Here is a 21320-nt window from a genome sequence, read left to right as displayed (position 1 = left end):
CATCGTAACTGTCAACTGTCAACTGAAATCACATTACGTTTAGAATTTGTTCTTTGATTTGTTCGAGTTCGTCTTTCATTTGAACGACGATCTTTTGCATTTCGGCGTGATTGGATTTGCTTCCCAATGTATTTATTTCGCGTCCCATTTCCTGGGCGATGAATCCGAGTTTTTTGCCCTGTCCGTTATCACCTTCCATCGTTTTGATGAAATAGTTCAGGTGATTAGTGAGGCGTTGTTTCTCCTCGTTGATGTCCAGTTTCTCTATATAGTAAATGAGTTCCTGTTCCAGGCGGTTTTTATCATAATCAATGCCGATAACCTTTTCAAGAGCATCAGTAATCCGTTCTCTGACTTTTTCTACCCGTTCTTTCTCGTATGGGGCAATATTTTCCAGTAGCTTACGGATATTGTCGATATTCTCGCGGAATTTCTTCTCCAATGCTTTTCCTTCCTGCTTGCGGAATTCAACCAATTGATCGATTGCTTGCGCAATCGTATCGCTTACAACCTTCCATTCCTCTTCGCTTAGCTCCTGAATCTCAGGTTTTCCCATAACATCCGGCATACGCAGTAAAGTCTGGAACCAATCCGTTGGAAGAGGGATGTTGAGTTTCTCCGAAGACTCTACAATTTGCTTATAGTAGCTTCCCAACAATGCCTGATTGATTACTACAGCCGCCTCTGCATTTTCTTTCTTTTCGATCCAGAGACTAAAATCGGCCTTGCCCCGTTCCAGTCTTTTAGAAACCTCGTTGCGTACTTCGATTTCTTTTTCACGATAAGCCGGTGCCATACGTGTAGACAAATCCATAGCTTTACTATTCAGAGATTTGATCTCTACATGTATCTTTTTATCGGAAAGTTCGGTCATCGCTCTGCCATAACCAGTCATTGATTGTATCATAGTTGCACTAATTTTGTGCAAAGCTACGGAAAAGAATTAAAATTTTGCGTAGATTTGCACCATATATAACCCGAAAATTATGTCATGTATCTTGCATATCGAAACTTCCACTACCGTTTGCTCGGTAGCGGTAAGTGAAGATGGACAGAATATTTTTGTTAAAGAAGACTTTCAGGGACCATCACACGCAACATTATTGGGAGGATTTGTGGATGAAGCTTTGTCGTTGATCGACAGCCACGCCATACCGCTGGATGCTGTTGCGGTAAGTTGTGGACCAGGCTCATATACCGGCTTGCGTATCGGAGTTTCTATGGCCAAAGGCATTTGTTACGGCCGTGACGTTCCTTTGATTGGAATTCCTACCCTCGAAACATTGGCCGTTCCAGTGTTGTTATATCATGAGTTGTCGGACAATGCTCTGATCTGCCCCATGATTGATGCCCGTCGCATGGAGGTTTATGCAGCCATCTACGACCGTGCGTTGAATGTGGTGCGCGAAACTTCGGCCGACATCATTGATGAGAACTCATACCTGGAATTTCTGGATAAACATCCTGTTTATTTCTTTGGGAATGGTGCAGCTAAGTGCCGGGAGAAAATTACTCATCCTAATGCTCATTTTATTGACAATATCCATCCGTTGGCTAAAATGATGTTCCCCCTGGCAGACAAAGCAATGGCGAATGGAAAGTTTGAAGATGTGGCTTACTTCGAACCGTTTTACCTGAAAGAATTTATAGCCACAATGCCTAAGAAAAGAATTTAGTAGTCAGAAGCTAGTAGTTAGTAGTAAGGCCAATGAGTATTCTAATAAAATATCTGTCTACCAAACTGAACTTAAAAACTTAAAGACTCATAAACTTAAAAACTTAAACAATATATGCAGTATAATACGCAGCAAAAAAAACTTCCACTTCCGGAGTACGGACGGAGTATTCAGAACATGGTTGATTACGCTCTGACGCTTGAAGACCGTGCCGAACGTCAGAAATGTGCCAATACAATCATCAGTATCATGGGAAATATGTTCCCACATTTAAGAGATGTTCCCGATTTTACACATAAGCTATGGGATCACTTGGCTATTATGTCTGACTTCAAGCTGGATATTGATTATCCTTATGAGATTATCCGCAAAGATAATCTGTCGACAAAGCCCGACTTAATCCCTTATCCAAGCACGAAAATACGTTATCGCCACTACGGCCGGACTATTGAGGTGTTGATAAAGAAAGCAATTGAGTTTCCCGAAGGTGATGAGAAAGACAATCTGGTGGCTCTTATAGCCAACCATATGAAAAAGGATTATATGGCATGGAATAAAGACACTATAGATAATGAAAAAATAAACGATGATTTGATAGAGTTGTCCAGAGGAAAACTGCAATTAACCGATAGCTTGCTAAAACTGATGGAAACCCGATTGGCTTCTAATCGTCGCCCCAAACCTAATAATACAAATCACGGTTATTCAAATAATCAAAAGAGATATTCGAAGTAGTAATTAGAAGCTAGTAGTTAGTAGTTAGGTCGATGAGGTAATGCCACACCTAGTTACTAACTATTAGTCTCTGATTACAGTCTGACTACTAACTTCTAACTACTAACTACTAGAATATGGCTTCATTTGTAATTGAAGGAGGACACAAGTTAAGTGGCGATATTTATCCGCAAGGTGCAAAGAATGAGGTGTTGCAGATTATCTGCGCCACTTTGTTGACTTCGGAAGAAGTTGTTGTATATAACGTACCTGATATACTTGATGTAAACAACCTGATACAACTCATGCGCGACATGGGAGTTACAGTATCCAAAAAAGGAGTGGATACCTACTCTTTCAAAGCAGACTCTGTTGATTTAAAGTATCTGGAAAGCGATGAATTCCTGAAAAAGTGTGCCAGCCTTCGCGGGTCGGTGATGTTGATCGGTCCTATGGTTGCCCGTTTCGGCAAGGCTATGATCTCTAAACCAGGAGGTGATAAGATTGGTCGCCGTCGTTTAGATACGCATTTCATTGGCATACAGAATCTTGGTGCCGAATTCAATTATAACAGGGAACGTGAAGTCTTTGAAATATCGGCCAACGAATTGAAAGGTTCCTACATGTTGCTCGATGAGGCTTCTGTAACGGGTACTGCCAATATCGTTATGGCTGCCGTATTGGCAAAAGGAATCACTACCATCTACAACGCCGCCTGTGAACCTTACCTGCAACAGCTTTGTAAGATGTTGAACCGTATGGGTGCCCGCATCAGCGGTATTGCTTCTAATCTTCTCACTATTGAAGGGGTAGAAGGTCTGGGTGGAACAGAACACACCGTATTGCCCGATATGATCGAAGTAGGTAGCTTCATCGGTATGGCTGCCATGACCCGTAGTGAGCTGACTATCAAAAACGTTTCTTACGATAACCTGGGAATTATCCCTGAAAGTTTCCGCCGTTTGGGAATCAAGCTCGAACAACGGGGAGATGATATTTATGTGCCTGCACAGGATTGTTATCAGATCGAATCATTTATGGATGGCTCCATTATGACCATTGCCGATGCTCCCTGGCCCGGACTTACGCCGGACTTATTGAGCGTGATCCTCGTTGTGGCCACACAGGCCAAAGGCAGTATATTGGTTCATCAAAAAATGTTTGAAAGTCGTTTGTTCTTTGTCGACAAGTTAATTGATATGGGCGCTCAGATCATTCTTTGCGATCCGCACCGTGCCGTTGTAAATGGTCATAATCACGAATTTACGCTACGTGGTGGCAATATGACTTCTCCTGACATCCGTGCAGGTATTGCTTTACTTATTGCTGCAATGAGTGCCGACGGAATCAGCCGTATCCATAACATTGAGCAGATCGACCGTGGATATCAAAACATTGAAGGCCGTTTGAACGCTATCGGAGCAAGGATTACCAGAATATGATAAAAAAGGAAGAGGTATATAAAATAGGGCTATTCAACAAGCCTCATGGCATTCACGGAGAGTTGTCGTTTACGTTTACCGACGATATCTTTGATCGTGCAGATTGCGATTATCTGGTATGTTTGCTGGATGGTATTTTTGTTCCCTTCTTTATTGAAGAATACCGTTTTCGTTCCGATTCCACGGCCCTGATCAAGTTGGAGGGGGTGGATAGTGCAGAACGTGCCCGTATGTTTACGAATATCGAAGTGTATTTTCCAGTGAAGTATGTGAGCGAAGCGGAACCGGATGAGGTGACATGGAACTTCTTTATCGGTTTTACCATGTATGATGTTCATGCGGGTGAGTTAGGAGAGGTTATTGATGTAGACCAAACTACGGTGAATGTACTTTTTGTGATAAAGTACGGAAAGGAAGAATTATTGGTTCCTGCTCAGGAGGAATTTATTGTAGAGATAGATCAGATGCACAAGGTCATTACAGTGAACCTACCGGAAGGTCTGCTCACATTAGACACTATTGAAGCAGACGATTAGTTTGTTAAATAGCATAAAGAAACTACCGGTAAGTAAAGTGAATTACTTACATTTGCATGCTTATATAAAAGAAGATGCCTAAAAAACTGTTTGGTAAAGCCTTCTGGCATAATTTTAAGTTCAAATACAAAATATCCATCACCAACGAGAATACACTGGAGGAGGTGGCTGGACTTTATGTATCCAAACTGAACGGGCTATCTGTACTTTTGACCGTACTCTTTATTCTTTTCGCCATTGCGGCATCCATTATCGCCTTTACTCCCTTGCGTAACTATCTGCCTGGCTACATGAACAGTGAAGTTCGTGAGCAGATTGTGCAAAACGCATTACGAGCAGACTCTTTGATCAGTGTCGTGGAACGTCAGAATATGTATATTCTGAATGTGCAGGATATTTTTAAAGGAGCTATACGCGTTGATACGGTTTCGACAATGGCCAACCTGACAGAGATGCGTGAAGACTCATTAATGGAGCGTACCGAACGTGAAGCGGCATTTCGCAAACAGTACGAAGAAGCAGAAAAGTATAATCTGACAACAATCAATATTCAAGCCGAAGTTGGCGGACTTATTTTCTATACACCAACCCGCGGAATTGTATCTTCACATTTTGATGCAGACGGCAAACACTTAGGCATTGATATTGCTGCCAACCCCAATGAGAGTGTATTGGCAACACTGGACGGAACAGTCATATTCAGTAGCTATACTGTGGAAACCGGTTATGTCATTGCCATACAACACGGTCAGGAGTTTGTTTCTGTTTACAAACATTGTGCAGCTTTGTTGAAACAAGAGGGAAACCTGGTGAAAGGTGGAGATGTGATTGCAGTGGTTGGAAATACAGGTACACTCACAACGGGTCCGCATCTGCATTTTGAACTTTGGCATAAAGGTAGGGCAGTAGACCCGGTTAACTACATTCTATTCTAATGAAAAAACAAATCGCTATACTTGGTTCTACAGGCTCTATTGGTTCTCAAGCCCTTCAGGTAATAGAGGAGCATGACGATCTATATGAGGTTTATGCACTGACGGCAAACAATAAAGTTGAGTTACTGATAGAACAGGCAAGAAAGTTCCAGCCCGAAGTGGCTATCATTGCCAATGAAGATAAATATGCGCAGTTGCGTGATGCTTTGAGCGACCTGCCGATTAAAGTATACGCCGGGATGGAGGCCATCTGCCAGGTGGTGGAATCCGGACCCATTCATATTGTATTGACCGCTATGGTTGGGTATTCCGGTTTGAAACCTACTATTAATGCGATTCGTGCCGGAAAGGCAATTGCATTGGCGAATAAAGAAACACTTGTGGTAGCTGGGGAATTGATAAATGAACTGGCACAGCAATATCGCACCCCCATATTACCTGTCGACTCGGAACATTCTGCTGTTTTCCAGTGTTTATCCGGCGAAGTTGGCAATGCGATAGAGAAAGTAATTCTTACCGCTTCGGGTGGGCCGTTCCGTAATTGTACAATGGAGCAGTTACAGACGGTTACCAAAGCACAAGCGCTGAAACACCCCAACTGGGACATGGGGGCAAAGATAACGATTGACTCAGCTACCATGATGAACAAGGGGTTTGAGGTTATCGAAGCTAAATGGCTGTTTGGTGTGCGTCCCGATCAGATTGAGGTTGTAGTACATCCGCAATCCATTATTCATTCAATGGTACAGTTCGAAGATGGTTCGATAAAGGCCCAGATGGGGTTGCCGGATATGCGTCTGCCTATTCAGTATGCTTTTTCCTATCCGGACCGTATTCTTTCTTCTTTTGAACGGTTGGATTTTATGAAGTATCCTTGTCTGACGTTTGAGCAACCCGATACCGCCCGCTTCCGCAATTTGGCTCTGGCCTATGAAGCCATGAACCGGGGAGGGAATATGCCGTGTATTGTGAATGCGGCAAATGAAATTGTAGTGGCTGCTTTCCTGCGCGACGAGATCTCTTTCCTCGGCATGAGTGACGTGATAGAGGAAACAATGGCCAAGGTGTCTTTTGTGAAAACACCAACATATGATGATTATGTAGCAACCGACGCAGAAGCACGACAGCGAGCCGCTGCTTGTATAGTATAAGAAACAGAAAATAAATAAACAATAAATTAAATAATTGATGGAAACATTTTTGATTCGTGCCCTCCAGTTGATCATGAGCTTATCGTTGCTTGTGATAGTACACGAAGGTGGGCACTTCCTCTTCTCCCGTCTGTTCAAGGTTCGGGTAGAGAAATTTTGTATATTCTTCGATCCTTGGTTTACCCTGTTCAAGTTTAAACCCAAGAAGAGCGAAACAGAATATGCCATTGGCTGGTTGCCATTAGGGGGATATGTAAAGATTGCCGGTATGATTGATGAATCAATGGATACCGACCAGATGAAACAGCCCGAACAACCTTGGGAATTCCGTTCTAAGCCAGCCTGGCAGCGGTTGTTGATTATGGTTGGCGGTGTCTTGTTTAACTTTCTGCTGGCGTTGTTCATCTACTCTATGATTCTTTTCCATTGGGGAGATGAGTATATTCCTGCAAAGGAAGCGAAATTCGGTATGGTATTTAACGAAACGGCCAAGAATGTAGGTTTCAAGGATGGTGACATCATGCTCTCTGCCGATGGTGTGGCGTTTACCCGCTTTGATCTGCGTTCAGTGATTGATGCCCGTCAGGTAAGCGTATTGCGCGATGGCAAAGAAGTGTCGGTTTATATTCCTGAAGATTTAATGCAAAAACTAATGGCCGATTCGGTTTATTTTGCACGTTATATTCCCGCTCATGTGGTTGGCACGGTGCAAGAAGGCTCTCCGGCGATGGCAGCAGGTCTTCAGCCGGGCGATAGTATTTCTGCGCTGAATGGTAAACCGGTGTCCTTGTTAGGATTAAACAGTGGAATGAAGGCTCTAAAGGCTGAAGCTGCTGGAAATGATAGCATTAATAATCGTTTGGTTTCACTTTCATACTATAGAGACGGCATTGCCCATACCGCTTCTTTAGAGGTTGATACGGCATATACCCTTGGTGTGATGTCTGATCCAACAAGAGGTTTACCTCTCGTTAAGGTAAGCTATGGCTTCTTTGAATCTTTCCCGGCAGGTATTGCCCTTGGAGTAAGTACGCTGAAAGGCTATGTAGGCGATATGAGACATGTGTTCTCGAAGGAAGGAGCAAAACAATTGGGAGGTTTCGGAACTATCGGAAGTATCTTCCCCGCTCAATGGGATTGGCATAAGTTCTGGTATATGACTGCATTCCTTTCGATCATTCTGGCCTTTATGAACATTCTTCCCATCCCTGCTTTGGATGGTGGACATGTGTTGTTCCTGCTTTACGAAATGATCGCTCGCCGTAAACCAAGCGATAAATTTATGGAGTATGCTCAGGTTACCGGAATGGTATTATTGTTCGGCTTGCTGATTTGGGCTAACTTTAACGATATCATGCGATTCATCTTTTAGCCGGCAAACCGGCAAGCCGGCAAGCCGGCAAGGTGCCGGTGCCAGGTTTCATTTCGTCATTGCGAGGGTTTATCCGAAGCAATCCAGCCTACAAAGCGTATAACCTGGATTGCTTCGGATAAACCCTACCAATGACAATATCCACCCCCTGCCCCCGCCAGCGGGGGATACGATGCCGCAGGTATCCCCCGCTGGCGGGGGCAGGGGGTGGATATTGTCATTATCAAATAGTTCTATATTTTAATATAGTGGCAACTCGCAATGACGTGATGAAAAAGACTTACGAGACAGCCTCGATTTCGTTTTATAGAATCAGCCAAATGGCAATAATATGAGAAATACTACCTCCGAGGCAGAATATATGAAAAGTACAATGCATATACTTTACCCGTGGACGGGAATAAAAAAGCGCACCGGTAATATACGATACTCCTCCTCCTATTAACCACCAGAATGCAGGTAAGGCATTCATCTCCGACAGACTATCCATTAAGGGTTTGATCGCAATTAAAACGGCACAACCCATACCTATAAAACTTGCTGTTTCGAGATTGCTATGCTCCTTAAGGTTGGTAAAGCAAAGAATCAGGCCAATGATAGTTGCCAACCATACGAATATGAAAATTCCCCATCCCCACATGCCCGAATGCCTCATCGTTAAAAGAGTAAAAGGCGTATAGGTTGCGGCAATATGCAAATAAATAGCGGCATGGTCGAGTGTACGGAGCACTTCTTTTGTCTTTCCGGGACGAATGCCATGATACCAGGTTGAAGTGATATAGGATGAAAGCATTCCCAAAAGATATACAATTACACATCCCACGGCAAATGGATCGGGGTTGCGAACGGCTTTATGTAGTAAGAAATAACTGGCAACGATACCGCATATAATGCCTAAAGCGTGAGACAATGTATTGATCCGTTCTTCACGGATAGTGTATCTTTTATTCGAGTCAGGTTCGGCGTTTTGAATATTCTGTATCATTTATTTCCTTGTTATTTTATGCAAACTTACATAAAAACAGTGATTTATAAACGAGGGATCAAGAAGAAAAGTTAATTGCTAATCATTGTATAAACAATATCTTTTATAGAGTTTCATTTCTTTTTGTAGGGTTTTGTTGGAAATAGCAACGTATAGACAAAATGACAGAAATGACATTTTGATAACAGAATGGAGTGGTAATTGCAAATTCCGAGCTTGGGGCAGAAAGGGAAGGGAAAATGACAAAAGAATCATGTTTGCTAAAATCAAAAAGATTTTGATTCTCAGAATTAGTTATCTAAATGCTTTAAATACGGGACAGTGTATTGCGAATAGTTGCGTGTATTAAAATGGGCGTAGCAAATAGGTACTTCAATTACTTTGCTTGAAACAGACCAACCAGAAGATGGAGATCTATAAAATGAAATACGCTGAACACTTGAGCCGCGTGCTGTCGATACTTGAGCGCTTGACTGTCGATACTTGAGCCGCGTGTTATCTATACTTGAGCCGCGTGCTGTCGACAGTACGCGGCTCAAGTATAGAAATTATTGCGCGAGGGTACTTCCAAATGTCAATAATACACTGTACAAGCAAGGCTAAGACCCGATTTTAACATCTCATTGAGGTTTTTTTTAAAAATTGCATGTAATCAGAATGAATTAAATACTATCTTTTTGATCTGCTTTTTCTTATATTTGTGACTTGGTGGATTGGTGATCAGATTAATTTAGCAATTCAACCTATTTTGGAGCAAAAAGAAAAGTTAGTTGCTAATCCCTTTATAGAGTTTCCCTCCTTTTTGGTTGGTTTTACGCGTTTCTGAATGGTTATGATAATGATTAGTTGTAGGGGCGGTTCGCGAACCGCCCGAAAATGGCTTCCTGTGTATTCTGGGCATTGGGCGGTTCACGAACCGCCCCTACAGTTAACCATTTACTTTTAATTCATTTCCAATCCAATTATGATATAAAGTGTTATTCCTTTCTTAATATAATCTTCTCATCATATTGTTTGGATACAACCTGATTAAATTGTGCAAAAACCGGATAATCTTCTTTTGGGTATTTTCCGGATTTTAATAATAACTGATGCGTAATCACAATACTTTTTCCCTCGGTAGTAATGGTCGACTGAAACTTGCCGAATTTTTCGGTAAGTTCAACCGGTTTGGGCATGGCCTCAATCGTAAAACCTTCCGGAATCTGTATAACGATCTTGTCGGTATCTAGGTATCCGTTGTATATGTAGATATCATAAATACGCTCTTTCTTGCTGGAAGTATTTAGTCTGCTGCGGAATATGTTGACAGGAATAAATAAACGATTTCCGGTTTTGTTCCCATATTTCTCACAGTCAATAGTATACTGAATATCAATGGATGGATTTGCCTCCTTCTTCTCGTTGATAATTATATTATTAATGCTGGCATTGGCCAGTTGAATATCCGACCGGAGATAATCTTTTTGTTTATTGGGTTCCAGTTGCTTAATATAAGACATCGATTCATATTGATGCAGATGGGATATCTGTTGAGCCTTTATTTCTGCTTTTCCGGTTGGGTCAAGACTTATATTCGCCTCTACGACTTGCGTATTTGTAGCATCAGGATAGGACGGTAAACGGTAAATTTCGCCTCCTTCTTCTTTTATCAACAACCCGTCATGGCCGGCTATTCCGCTGTGTACATAACCAAAAGGAAGCTGTGGGTTGGTACATTCCAACCAAAGGGTGTCATTGGGCAGTGGAACTTGAAGTATAACATGGTTGGTTTGGTTCACACTCGCAAAATCTTTTAATAACCGACTGTTCCGGGTACTTATTTCTGTATAATAAGATTTTATGCCCAGTTCTTTCAGCATAGCCATCGCATAATTGGATAAACCCTTACAGTCGCCAAAGCCGGACTTGTTTACGTTTGCAGCGGCAATCGGTTGAAATCCTCCAATGCCCAGTTGGATACTTACATAGCGGGTAGTCTCGGCCAAATAATCGTAAACAGCCTTTACCTTCTCCCGGTCTGTGGTACAGTTTGCCGTAATATCTTTGAGTTTCGCTTTGAAAGGCTCGGGCAATATATCCCGGTCTTTTAGTAAACTGTTTTGCCATAATCCATAATTAGTCCATGATTCCATACTTCCTGCAACACCATCAAAGAAGAAGTTCAGAGGCGTATGGTAAACGATGGGAGCCAGTGTATAAATGGAAGGTCCGTATCGCTCGTTCTCGTATGCTTTCATGTTTTTGAAGACAATCTCTTCACATTCGCCATCCGGGGTTGTTTTCTTTTGCGGAGTAATATCCGTATTGATCATCTTGCGTTGGTACTTAACGGTTCCAGGTACATAAAGCCGGTAAGATGCCGTAACAACCGACTGGTTGAACCCTTCTTGCGGAGCAAATACCGGAAACATAATGAGTCCGTCCTTGTATTTAACTTCCCATTCGTATTTAACAGTGTATGGATAGGACGGACCATTACACTCATAATAATACAAATAATCATCGCTGGTTAGTCCCGAAGAATATTCCGTCATCTTTAAATCGCTTTTTTTGATCTTCCGGATTGACTTTCCACTTTTATCAAATATTTCTCCCGTAAACTTTCGTAACGTACTGAATTTATCGCACATCGAAGTGAAATGACCTGCATCTTTAGCCTTCTGGTCGAGAATCATTATCGTGATTGTTTCTTTTTTCACTGCACTTGTGAGCGATTCACATATGAAATCAATCTGATTGTCCAGTACAACACAGTAGGCATTCTCCATTAACTCTTCAGGAACACTCGTTGCGATTTGCGCAGATATACTGTGGCAAAGAAATATAGCCAGATAAATAGCAAGACTTTTTCTCATAACTCAAGATTGATTATTGGGCTGTTTTCTTTAAAACGATCATCTCACTACTCTTGTCGCTTATTGCTCCCCAGAAATTCTTCAGCATCGGATACTCTTCCGAAGTAAACAATGTCCTGTAAATATTGAAGACATAACTTACCTGAATGCGATTGCCCGATCCCACCACTCTGTAGGTACAATCGCCGCCTTTGTTGTCCATCTTCAGCATTTGACTTTTAGGAAGTTCTTCTATCTGGTATCCTTCGGGTATAATAAACACATTCGCCATTCTAACCGAATAAGGATAAGAAAAGTCTACAGGCAACTGCCGCTTTTCCTGAATAAAAGGATTCTCGTCAATGTGAGCAAATATGATAGGATTTATATAAAGGAAATCTCCACTTGCCGATGATGCTTTTGTGAAAGTAAACGACTCCTTTACTTCGGGCGAGAATGCCCGCATTCCTTCCTGACTGTAAGAAAGCATCTTGATATCGAACTTTTCCTCCCTCTTTTCAATATATTCGGTGCTATCTTTAGCCGCTTTGAAATGACTCCGGTAGTTAGCAGCATTCTGTCCCATAGCCGAAATGCTTCGATCTCCCTTGATGTTGCCTTCGCTGTCAATCGTAGCATTAATGGTAGACCGGAATATGTTTCTTCCGATCGCGCTTAAGTCTACCCATTTATCTCCTTTAGTCGTACTGATAATTCTTGCCCGGTCCGTAAGAAGTACCGGAGGGAGGGTATTTATAAAACCATCCTCAACAGAACCATCAAGATAAACACGTGTACTATCCGAGTTCTCGATTCCGACAACGAATGTATTGATTTTGTTGATTGAAGGATGGGTGTAAGGAATGATCCCCAGATTCCGGCGGCTCAGAACAACCGGATATGCCCTGATTCCTGCTTCGCGAAGCATACTGATAAGTATAAAATTAAGTTCAGCGTTATTGGCCGTTCCGCTTTTGATGCTTTTTTTAATATCCATTCCGTATAAACCATACTTCTCGTTCCAGGATATCTTACTTTTTAAGAATCTGAACAGAACTGCAATTTTCTGATCGGTAGATAGACTGCTAATATTGAGGGCATTCATCTCATCCTGCAATGGATTCTTCATTTTAAGTAACTTGCCAAAGTCTTCGTCCTCCAACAATAGTTCATCAATCTTTTCCCATGATGTGGTGAAAGAACGGTAACCACCGGCCCCAAAGTCTAATGCACTTAATTCGAAGATAATTTGCGACTTGTAGTCATCCGGACACCAGATGTAATCGTCGCCTTTTAAGGCAGGTATATCGTTGGCTTGGAATGTAATATTAGAAGCATTACAACGTATAACTTGTCCCCCAGCCGATAAAGACATCGGAACCTCCTTACGGTCAGTCTTAATGGATGAAGCTCCCCGCATTTCGAAATTGAATTTGAAATACTCGGGAATAGTGATATCATAATTACTGGACATAACGGGAATCTCATCCTGTATTTCCCAGTCTTTGAGCTGATAATAGAAATCGGACTGTATTTTATATTTATACTCAATAACCGTGCCGGCCTTGACCGAAGGAATTGAGAATTTGACTTGCATGTACTTATCGCTGAGGCGCTCCCGGAAGATGTATTCTTTCTTCATCTTGGTTTTTACTACCTGTCCATTCTCCATATTATAGGCTATGGCCTCTATCTGGCTGACAATTTCTTTGGTCTGGGGATTACGCTCATTGCTGTAGTAAGGAATCTGTATATTGGCATATTCCGTTCCTTCGGATTTAAGGACTTTGATTTTTGTTTCGACAACATAGGTTATCTTAAAATCGTTGGCAAGCAAATCATACATAGTCGTGCCATTCTTGAAGAGAATAACGGCATTTGCTGCCGTATCCGGAGCATAGGTTGTCATGCTCACTTCGTCGTCTGTGACTTTCCCAAATTTAGTGCTGAACTGTTGTGCAGACATTTGTGATACCATACAAAAAGAGCAGATAATGATCGCAATCATTCGTGGATAGTGTTTGTTTTTCATAATATTATGATTAAGCCTTGTATTTAGTCTTTTTTCCTTGCCTAAGATAATTATTATGTGTGAATTAACAATGCTTAATTATATATTTTGGTTTGCAATTTACATTAAAAAGAAAAAGACCATCTCTTTGCAGAGACAGTCTCCTTTAAAACCTTGATTAATATCTTATTATCCGCATGGAAACTGGCAGCGCCACCTTGCCGTCACCTTGCCGTCTGCTCGCCTGTTTGTTATACGAGGTGTGCGATCAAATCTTCACGGTCGCCGTGTAGCAAGTCGATAACAGGGACTTCGATCATGGTGTAGCAACCCGGTTGTTGCTTCATCGATGCACGGGCTACGCACACCAATACCTGAGCAGTTAATGCAGGGTTATTGATACGCATATTGAATTCGAATAATTGGTTCTGAGTCTTGCCCGATACACCTTTGCGGGTTAAGCTTACTCCGTGTCCCATATCGAGTAATTCATCAACAGAAGATACCTGCTTAACATGTGTTTCGTCATTTACGAAATAAGCATCTGCTTTAATGGCAGCCGCCACCTCCTCAAACTTATATCCGTCTTTTACTTCAATATAAACCATACGGCGGTGTATACCTGTTCCTGTTGGGATAGTCATAGAAAGTGCAGCTTTCACTCCGTCAATCGCTTTTACAGCCACGGTGTGCCCCATACTCATACCCGGACCAAAGTTTGTATACGTAATGCCCTTTGGAGCAATAGCTTCCAGCATGGTACGTACGATAGAATCGCTTCCCGGGTCCCATCCGGCAGAAATGATAGCAACACTGTTGTGTTCTTTTGCTACAGCTGCCAATTCCCGGCGCAAGTCAACGATACCAGTATGGATATCGAAACTATCTACTGTATTGATGCCAAGTGCCAGACATTCTTTAGCATACGTTTCAACGCTTCTGGTTGGTGTGCAAAGAATCGCTACATCAACATCATTCAGATCTTTTATGTTTTTTACTACCAGATAATCATTCAACTCTGTGGGTTTATTTTCTTCGCCGTTACGACGAACCACACCTGCTATCTCAAAATCCGGGGCAGTTTGAAGTGCCTCCAGAACATACTGTCCGATGTTGCCATATCCTACGATGGCGGCTCTTACTTTTTTCATCTTTTCGTTGGTTATATTATGCAAATTTCTGTTTTCTGAGTACAAAAGTAAGCATTCTATCTGGTTTTTGCTGAATTTTGTGTCAGGTTTATGTGTTTTTAAGATAGGCAAATTGTGAATTATAAGTTTGATGCCGCAAAAACTTTCAGATTCATAGCTGAAATATATTTTATCTGCTTTATCTTTGGATTATGATTGAATATGTTAAGGGCGAATTGGCCGAACTGACTCCGGCCGTCGCAGTTGTAGATTGTAATGGAGTGGGTTATGCGGTAAATATATCACTAAACACTTATTCCGCTATACAAGGCAAAACCAGTTGTAAACTATATATCTATGAAGCCATTCGCGAAGATGCCCATGTGCTTTATGGATTTGTAAGTAAGCAGGAACGTGAATTGTTTTTGCTATTGATATCCGTTTCGGGTATTGGAGGAAATACGGCACGTACCATACTTTCTGCACTAAGTCCGGCAGAACTTGTGAATGTTATTAGCACTGAAAACGTGACGATGTTGAAAACCGTAAAGGGTATCGGGTTGAAAACGGCTCAGCGTGTGATTGTTGACCTGAAAGATAAGATTCGCACAGGTGCTACATCTGTTGAAAGCGGCATGACCGTACCTGTTGGGAACAGTGCAGTATTGGAAGAGGCTGTAGCTGCCTTAACCATGTTGGGCTTTGCTGCTGCTCCATCGCAAAAAGTGGTTATGGCTATTTTAAAAGATGATCCGCAGGCACCCGTAGAAAGTGTCATTAAACAAGCTTTTAAACGGCTATAGGGTTAGTCCGCAAACCGTTCGCGGTAGGGATACAATTCTTTTAAACAGAAAATATTGTTCTATAAGTGCGTTTATGTAAACCATTTGTAGGAAGTAGGACAGGGGTGATTTCTCATTCCTGTTGTTTTTTTGTATGTTTGTTGAAAATGAAAATATTATCGCTATTTTCTTATTGCGTTGTTTCCAGTAGAATGTTTAGAGCATTCTCATTATCATTATTTGCGCTCGTGGGAGTATCATGTAATGAGGAAATGGAGCCTTCCTCAGAAAAAGAGGATGGTTCCATTTTTATTTAAACATTGAATAACGTTAATACTGGGTGTTTGTGAGGTATGATGGTGTTGAAGAGATTAGCTCTTCGGCACTTCATACTTTCAATATTTTCTGGTACATCTTGAGGCCGATCTTCCGGCCAAACTTCTCGGCCGCTTCCTTTATATCAGCGCAACATGTATAGCCTGATTTCTCAAACAAATGGATACTGGCGTCATTTTCATTTCCAACCAATGCCATAATATTATGAAATCCACCGGACTTAATGATCTCTTCTATTTGGTTAAGGGCTTCGCTGCCATAGCCTTTACCGGCGGCTTCCGGTATTAGATAGATGGTTAGTTCTACAGAAATACGATAGGCTTCACGTGGTTTAAATTTAGAAAAATAACAAAGGCCAATATCCTCACCTTCGGGCGATTTAATTATAAAAGAGCGATAAACCGGGTCGCCAATAGGGAGAAACGAACGAATTTCCTCTATACTGACGGGCTCTATAGAATAAACCACAGTTGTATTGAGCGTATAATAGTCATATATCTCTTTAATAAAAGATAAATCGCTTTCCTGTATCTCTACCAGTTTGATTCTCATTCGGATAGATTCGCTTTTTGATCTTCTTCTATCTTGCGTGAAATGAATCCGATTTTCAGGTTTGCTTCTTCTTTTTCTTTTTTCGCCTGTTCAATTGCCGATAAAATCTGCGAAAGCTCATAGGTTTCTTTTAAAGCTTGACGATCGGAAGCAGACATGGTTGTGGTGTACTTTTTACCTCCCAGGCACTCTACCTTCAGATTCTTATCATGATTAAAATAAATGAATCCCATAACGTTGCCATCTTGCCCAAGTAGATAATCAGCTTTTTCAATCTTTTCTCCTAAATTTGTAGTCTCATAGCTATCGTTGGATGCAGGAGTTTCAGCAAATGTGCCGTCGGGAGCAATCACTTTTACAGCCAGATGGTGTATGTTGGACGATCCGCAATAAATAGATGTCATAGACATCACTCCTCTTTCATTAACCTGGAAGCGCAGGTAAGAGCGGTGAAGGTTCTTTTCAACGGTTTGTGTTGGCCAGAAATAATTGCCAATCTCTTGGTATGCCGTATCTTTTTCCAAAACAAATTTACTCTTGATAGCTTCAAAATCAGCTTGTTTACTGGAAAGTATGCTGTCCAAATAAGCTACAGTTTGCTTTTGCTCTGCGAGTTCTACTTGTTGCATCAATTTGACTCCTTCCTTACGTGCATTGAATGCTTTGGGATATAATATCTTAATACTGTCTATTTCAGTTTTAGCCAGATTAAAATCACCCGCGTCGAATGCTTGAAGTGCCGACTGAAGCTTTTGGGCCGCTTTTTTTTCTGTTCCGTCTCCACAGGAAACCAGCAACAAAGATACGAATGAGAGAATAACCAGTTTTTTCATTGTTCGGTCTTTATAGTGAAAGCACAAAATTAAGAATAAGTTTTGAGTTTTAAGTTATGAGTTCTGAGTTTTGAGTTATGAGTTCTCACAAAATAACAAACTAAGCACTGCATAGCAACTTAAAACTTATAACTCAAAACTCAAAACTTATTCGTATTTTTGCACTCTCAAAAGATTCAAAGAAATTAGCATGATTGATCTGACCGCTGAAGAGCTTAAGCAACGTTTTAACCATAAAATATTTCATACCTTATCGGAAACCGCAGATAGTCTGGGACTTGAATGTTATACCGTAGGGGGATATGTACGGGATTTATTTCTGGAACGCCCATCCAAAGACATTGACGTAGTTGTTGTAGGAAGTGGAATCGAGATGGCGAAAGCCTTTGGTACAAAGATTGGAAAGTCGGCTAAAGTAGCGGTTTTCAAGAATTTCGGCACAGCGCAGGTTAAATTCCGGGATATGGAAGTCGAGTTTGTAGGTGCACGCAGGGAGTCTTATCAGCGTGACTCTCGTAAACCAATTGTAGAAGACGGGACACTTCAGGATGATCAGAACCGCCGTGACTTTACCATTAATGCCATGGCAGTATGCCTGAATAAAGATCGTTTTGGTGAATTAGTCGATCCTTTCAACGGAATATCCGACTTGAAGGAACGGACGATCCGTACCCCACTTGATCCCGATATAACCTTTAGTGATGACCCGCTACGCATGATGCGTTGCATTCGCTTTGCTACCCAACTCAATTTTTACATTGATGATGTAACGTTTGAATCCCTGTGTCGCAACCGTGAACGGATAAAGATTATCTCCAAAGAGCGTATTGCCGATGAACTAAATAAGATCATTCTTTCTCCTGTTCCTTCCAAAGGCTTTATTGACCTCGAGCGTTCAGGATTATTGGCGTTAATCTTTCCGGAACTATCTGCATTACAGGGTGTTGATGTAAAAAATGGCCGTGGCCATAAAGATAACTTCTACCATACCCTTGAAGTTTTGGATAATATCAGTAAACATACAGATAACCTCTGGTTGCGTTGGGCCGCTTTGTTTCATGATATAGCTAAACCTGCCACAAAACGTTGGGAACCCCGCATTGGATGGACTTTCCATAACCATAATTTCATTGGCGAGAAGATGATACCGGGCATTTTCCGGGAAATGAAACTTCCGATGAATGAAAAAATGAAGTATGTCCAGAAGCTGGTAAGCTTGCACATGCGTCCTATTGCCATAGCCGATGATGAGGTCACAGATTCTGCTGTACGCCGTTTGCTTTTTGAAGCCGGTGATGATATTGATGACTTGATGATGCTTTGTGAGGCAGATATAACCTCTAAAAACAGTGAGCGTAAAGAACGCTTTCTGAATAACTTTCGTCTGGTACGTCAGAAGCTTAAAGATATTGAGGAAAAAGACCGTGTCCGGAACTTTCAGCCGCCGATTAGTGGTGAAGAGATTATGGAAATATTCGGATTGGAGCCTTGCCGAGAGGTTGGTGCATTGAAGAGTGCTATTAAAGATGCTATTCTTGATGGGGTAATTCCTAATGAGTACGAGGCAGCATATCAGTATATGATGGAGAAAGCCCGGAAAATGGGACTGGAACCACTGAAGAAGTAATAATAATCCCCTTTTATACTTAATCTCCCGGAAATAACTCTTAGAGTTATATCGTTTATCTCCTAATGATAACTTAATTATCACTAGAAGATAACTGTTTTTCATAGGGAGATGATAACGACCAGATGTACATGTGGTCAGTAACTAGATGTACATCTAGTCACTAACCAGACGTACATCTGGTTGAAAACATGTTTAAGACAAAATCGAACTTTGAATAGGAGATAAACGGATAATAGTTTATCCGGAGACTAAATACTCAACCTCGTGCGCTTCCGTTAACTGCGGTATCTCCAGCTTACCAAGCATTCTATCCAATACATTCTCCGGGAGCATATATTCCCGGTTCTTATTTTGTATTTTCCAGGTAGTATATGGCTTTTCGATATAGATAATTTTGACCCTTGCTCCGTAATCAGTAAACAGGTCGATAAGTTGCGATCGCATTTGCCGGGTGATATTTGTTGCGTTCCAAACAAAGTTTTGTCCTTTGCGGAGATATCCCCGTGCTTCTTCCTTTGCTGTTTGAACTACCCATCCATTGCCGGATTTATCGGTTGGGCTGATTTTATGCTTTCGCCGAATATCATCCAGGCTAACTACCGGAAGCTCTTTATTGATGGATTGCAGATAGTGATCTTTTCCCATACCTGGCAAACCGGACAGCATAATGACTTCACATTTGAATTGTTCAAATGGAGTATAATCCACATAACTATTGGGAGTATTGAAATAATGGAAACGGGCATGTGGAGTTGCAAACTCTTTAGTCGTTCCCCAGCATGCCTGCTCTTTGCAGAAGATTTCAAAGAACTCCAGGCTCTCCAGTAAAGAGGGGAGATCGTTACAGATACGTCCTCTGGCATCTGCTTCTGCCAATGCTTTCAGGTGGCGTGTGTCGACACGAAGGGAAACTTCAAGTACTTTCTTTGCCGGCTCTGTTTTCTCCATCAACCAAAGCGGTAGTCCATGAAAACGAACAAGTGAAGCTATTTGCTCACGAATATGAAACGGGGTTGGAATATCGCGGTAGAAGATAGTTCTTGTGGTATATTCGCCTTTCCGGGCATGTCCTTTTGCTGAAATCACCCCATCACCTTCATCGACAGAGGTGGAACGCTTCTCTATATCATGCATTAATGCGGCGCACCATAAAATCTCTTGTGCTTCTGCATCCTGCGATTGATAATAGGAAGAATGAATTAACTCTTCAAGTACCATTTGTGTATGTATGGCTACATTGCCTTCAGCATGGTGTGACTCATGCTGAAGTATATGCTGCATATCGGCTATCCAGGAGAATTGCTTCTCAAGGGAATCCCATGTTTTATCATTTGTTAGTTTCCAATTCATTTTTCTTCCTCCTTTTCTTCTATTCTTTCCCATGTCAGGCGGGCTCGTTTCCAGTTGCGTGTCCAGTGTTCATTGGTTTTTACGTGCCCTTTGCGTACATACTTGAATACGTTGTGACTGAACTCCGACACCGGATATTCTTCAACGTTCCGGCTGACAACCCCCTCCCGTGTACAATCCTGGTTGGTTTGTGTATCTTTTGAACCAAAAACACTTGCTTGCTGTGCCCAGTCTATGATTTGTTCTTTCAGAATATCTTTGGTCAATTCTTTAGTCGGTTGAATCAATAGTTTGGGTACAGTAGGAAAGTCGAATGCTGCGGCGTAGAATTTAACTTCTTCCCAGGAAAGCCATTTGTCCATGCAGCGTACCGCGAATATAAAATAATATTCTTCAATGCGTTTATACTCTATGGAATGAACGGCATACAGGTTTTCTCCAAACAATTCTATATCGCCCAGGTCACGTTTCATCAAACTCCAACGCTCACGTAGCTGGTTGGTCCAGGGTGAGGTGGTAGGTGCGGCATGAGAACGGGCGAAAACTCCGAATTGGTTGAGGCAATTATTCTCACCATCCAGTTTTTCTGTATGTATTAATGTCTCTATTTTTTGTATATCCTCCCAATATGTATGGTTGATGCGGTCGTCACTTGTAGTTCCGGGAGAAAAAGGATAATGGTAAGTACGGCCATATTTTTGTGATAACATAACTATTTCTGTTTGGTCAGCAAACAATGTATTTGGTGACTTCATTAACTGATAACAATAAAAAATGAAAATGAAAGATGAGGCCGGTAGGTATACTATTCCCTGCAACTCTTTGGAAAAAGAGCTGGCCTCAAGGAGCGTTATGTTATTATTTGGTAGTCATTGTTATACTCTTCTTTGAAATGTTTAAGAATGAGTAAGTTTAAAATTCTGTTGCAAAGATAGGATAAACTTTTGGAACGAACAATGGCTAGCTCCATCAAACTCAAATGTCTACAAACGTTTAGATTAAGAAAAATTGCTATAAAAAAGGAAAGAAACGTAATCGCTCCTTTCCT

18 protein-coding genes are annotated in these 21320 nt (G+C 41.5%); 9 read left to right on the top strand and 9 right to left on the bottom strand.

Annotated features, from left to right (window positions below; genetic code table 11):
* Positions 1–28: 28 nt before the first annotated feature.
* Positions 29–907: a YicC/YloC family endoribonuclease gene (locus D0T87_RS20920; protein ID WP_163177754.1), complete on the bottom strand. Its 879-nt coding sequence runs from the start codon at positions 905–907 to the stop codon at positions 29–31.
* Between the two features lie 79 nt (positions 908–986).
* Between D0T87_RS20920 and tsaB the strand changes: the two genes are divergently transcribed.
* From tsaB to rseP, 7 genes are all read left to right on the top strand, one after another.
* The gene (gene tsaB, locus D0T87_RS20915) at positions 987–1676 is read left to right on the top strand and encodes a tRNA (adenosine(37)-N6)-threonylcarbamoyltransferase complex dimerization subunit type 1 TsaB (RefSeq protein WP_163177752.1); all 690 of its coding nucleotides are present in this window, start codon (positions 987–989) and stop codon (positions 1674–1676) included.
* Between the two features lie 114 nt (positions 1677–1790).
* Positions 1791–2411, top strand: a complete 621-nt coding sequence (locus D0T87_RS20910) for a DUF4290 domain-containing protein (RefSeq protein WP_163177750.1) — start codon at positions 1791–1793, stop codon at positions 2409–2411.
* Between the two features lie 116 nt (positions 2412–2527).
* Entirely contained in the window at positions 2528–3832 is a 1305-nt protein-coding gene (gene murA / locus D0T87_RS20905; RefSeq protein WP_163177748.1) for a UDP-N-acetylglucosamine 1-carboxyvinyltransferase, read from the top strand.
* Entirely contained in the window at positions 3829–4368 is a 540-nt protein-coding gene (gene rimM / locus D0T87_RS20900; protein WP_163177746.1) for a ribosome maturation factor RimM, read from the top strand. The genes murA and rimM overlap by 4 nt, the downstream gene beginning before the upstream one ends.
* A 74-nt stretch (positions 4369–4442) precedes the next feature.
* The gene (locus D0T87_RS20895) at positions 4443–5303 is read left to right on the top strand and encodes a M23 family metallopeptidase (protein ID WP_163177744.1); all 861 of its coding nucleotides are present in this window, start codon (positions 4443–4445) and stop codon (positions 5301–5303) included.
* A complete protein-coding gene (locus D0T87_RS20890) occupies positions 5303–6454 on the top strand; it encodes a 1-deoxy-D-xylulose-5-phosphate reductoisomerase (RefSeq protein ID WP_163177742.1) in 1152 nt (383 codons plus the stop codon). The genes D0T87_RS20895 and D0T87_RS20890 overlap by 1 nt, the downstream gene beginning before the upstream one ends.
* A 37-nt stretch (positions 6455–6491) precedes the next feature.
* Positions 6492–7826, top strand: coding sequence for an RIP metalloprotease RseP (rseP, locus tag D0T87_RS20885; protein WP_163177740.1), 1335 nt, complete (start codon positions 6492–6494; stop codon positions 7824–7826).
* Positions 7827–8130: 304 nt separating this feature from the next.
* Here rseP and D0T87_RS20880 read toward each other — a convergent pair whose 3' ends face one another.
* From D0T87_RS20880 to D0T87_RS20865, 4 genes are all read right to left on the bottom strand, one after another.
* Positions 8131–8811, bottom strand: a complete 681-nt coding sequence (locus D0T87_RS20880; protein ID WP_163177738.1) for a hemolysin III family protein — start codon at positions 8809–8811, stop codon at positions 8131–8133.
* Between the two features lie 977 nt (positions 8812–9788).
* Positions 9789–11669 (bottom strand): transglutaminase domain-containing protein, encoded by a 1881-nt coding sequence (locus D0T87_RS20875; RefSeq protein WP_163177736.1) that lies wholly within the window; start codon positions 11667–11669, stop codon positions 9789–9791.
* 13 nt (positions 11670–11682) lie between these two features.
* Positions 11683–13680, bottom strand: coding sequence for a DUF3857 domain-containing protein (locus D0T87_RS20870; protein ID WP_163177734.1), 1998 nt, complete (start codon positions 13678–13680; stop codon positions 11683–11685).
* A gap of 230 nt (positions 13681–13910) precedes the next feature.
* Positions 13911–14810 carry a diaminopimelate dehydrogenase gene (locus D0T87_RS20865; RefSeq protein WP_163177732.1) on the bottom strand — a complete coding sequence of 300 codons (900 nt, stop codon included), beginning with the start codon at positions 14808–14810 and terminating at the stop codon, positions 13911–13913.
* A 191-nt stretch (positions 14811–15001) separates the two neighbouring features.
* On the opposite strand from D0T87_RS20865, the gene ruvA reads away from it, so the two are divergent.
* Positions 15002–15592: a Holliday junction branch migration protein RuvA gene (ruvA, locus tag D0T87_RS20860; RefSeq protein WP_163177730.1), complete on the top strand. Its 591-nt coding sequence runs from the start codon at positions 15002–15004 to the stop codon at positions 15590–15592.
* A gap of 366 nt (positions 15593–15958) precedes the next feature.
* On the opposite strand, the gene D0T87_RS20855 is transcribed toward ruvA, so the two are convergent.
* Together D0T87_RS20855 and D0T87_RS20850 are read right to left on the bottom strand one after the other, a co-directional pair.
* Positions 15959–16459: a GNAT family N-acetyltransferase gene (locus D0T87_RS20855; RefSeq protein ID WP_163177728.1), complete on the bottom strand. Its 501-nt coding sequence runs from the start codon at positions 16457–16459 to the stop codon at positions 15959–15961.
* Entirely contained in the window at positions 16456–17292 is an 837-nt protein-coding gene (locus D0T87_RS20850) for a hypothetical protein (protein WP_163177726.1), read from the bottom strand. Before D0T87_RS20850 ends, D0T87_RS20855 begins: the two co-directional genes overlap by 4 nt.
* A gap of 190 nt (positions 17293–17482) precedes the next feature.
* Here D0T87_RS20850 and D0T87_RS20845 point away from each other — a divergent pair, with 190 nt between their 5' ends.
* Positions 17483–18919 (top strand): CCA tRNA nucleotidyltransferase, encoded by a 1437-nt coding sequence (locus D0T87_RS20845; RefSeq protein ID WP_163177724.1) that lies wholly within the window; start codon positions 17483–17485, stop codon positions 18917–18919.
* A gap of 240 nt (positions 18920–19159) precedes the next feature.
* Here D0T87_RS20845 and D0T87_RS20840 read toward each other — a convergent pair whose 3' ends face one another.
* Together D0T87_RS20840 and D0T87_RS20835 are read right to left on the bottom strand one after the other, a co-directional pair.
* Positions 19160–20272, bottom strand: coding sequence for an AAA family ATPase (locus D0T87_RS20840; RefSeq protein WP_163177722.1), 1113 nt, complete (start codon positions 20270–20272; stop codon positions 19160–19162).
* Positions 20269–20982 (bottom strand): RNA ligase family protein, encoded by a 714-nt coding sequence (locus D0T87_RS20835; RefSeq protein WP_163177720.1) that lies wholly within the window; start codon positions 20980–20982, stop codon positions 20269–20271. Before D0T87_RS20835 ends, D0T87_RS20840 begins: the two co-directional genes overlap by 4 nt.
* Positions 20983–21320 lie beyond the last annotated feature (338 nt).

Origin of the sequence: Bacteroides sp. 51, from assembly GCF_010500965.1 — a bacterium.
Classification (GTDB): Bacteria; Bacteroidota; Bacteroidia; order Bacteroidales; family Bacteroidaceae; genus Bacteroides.
This window is presented reverse-complemented; position numbering and strand designations above follow the sequence as displayed.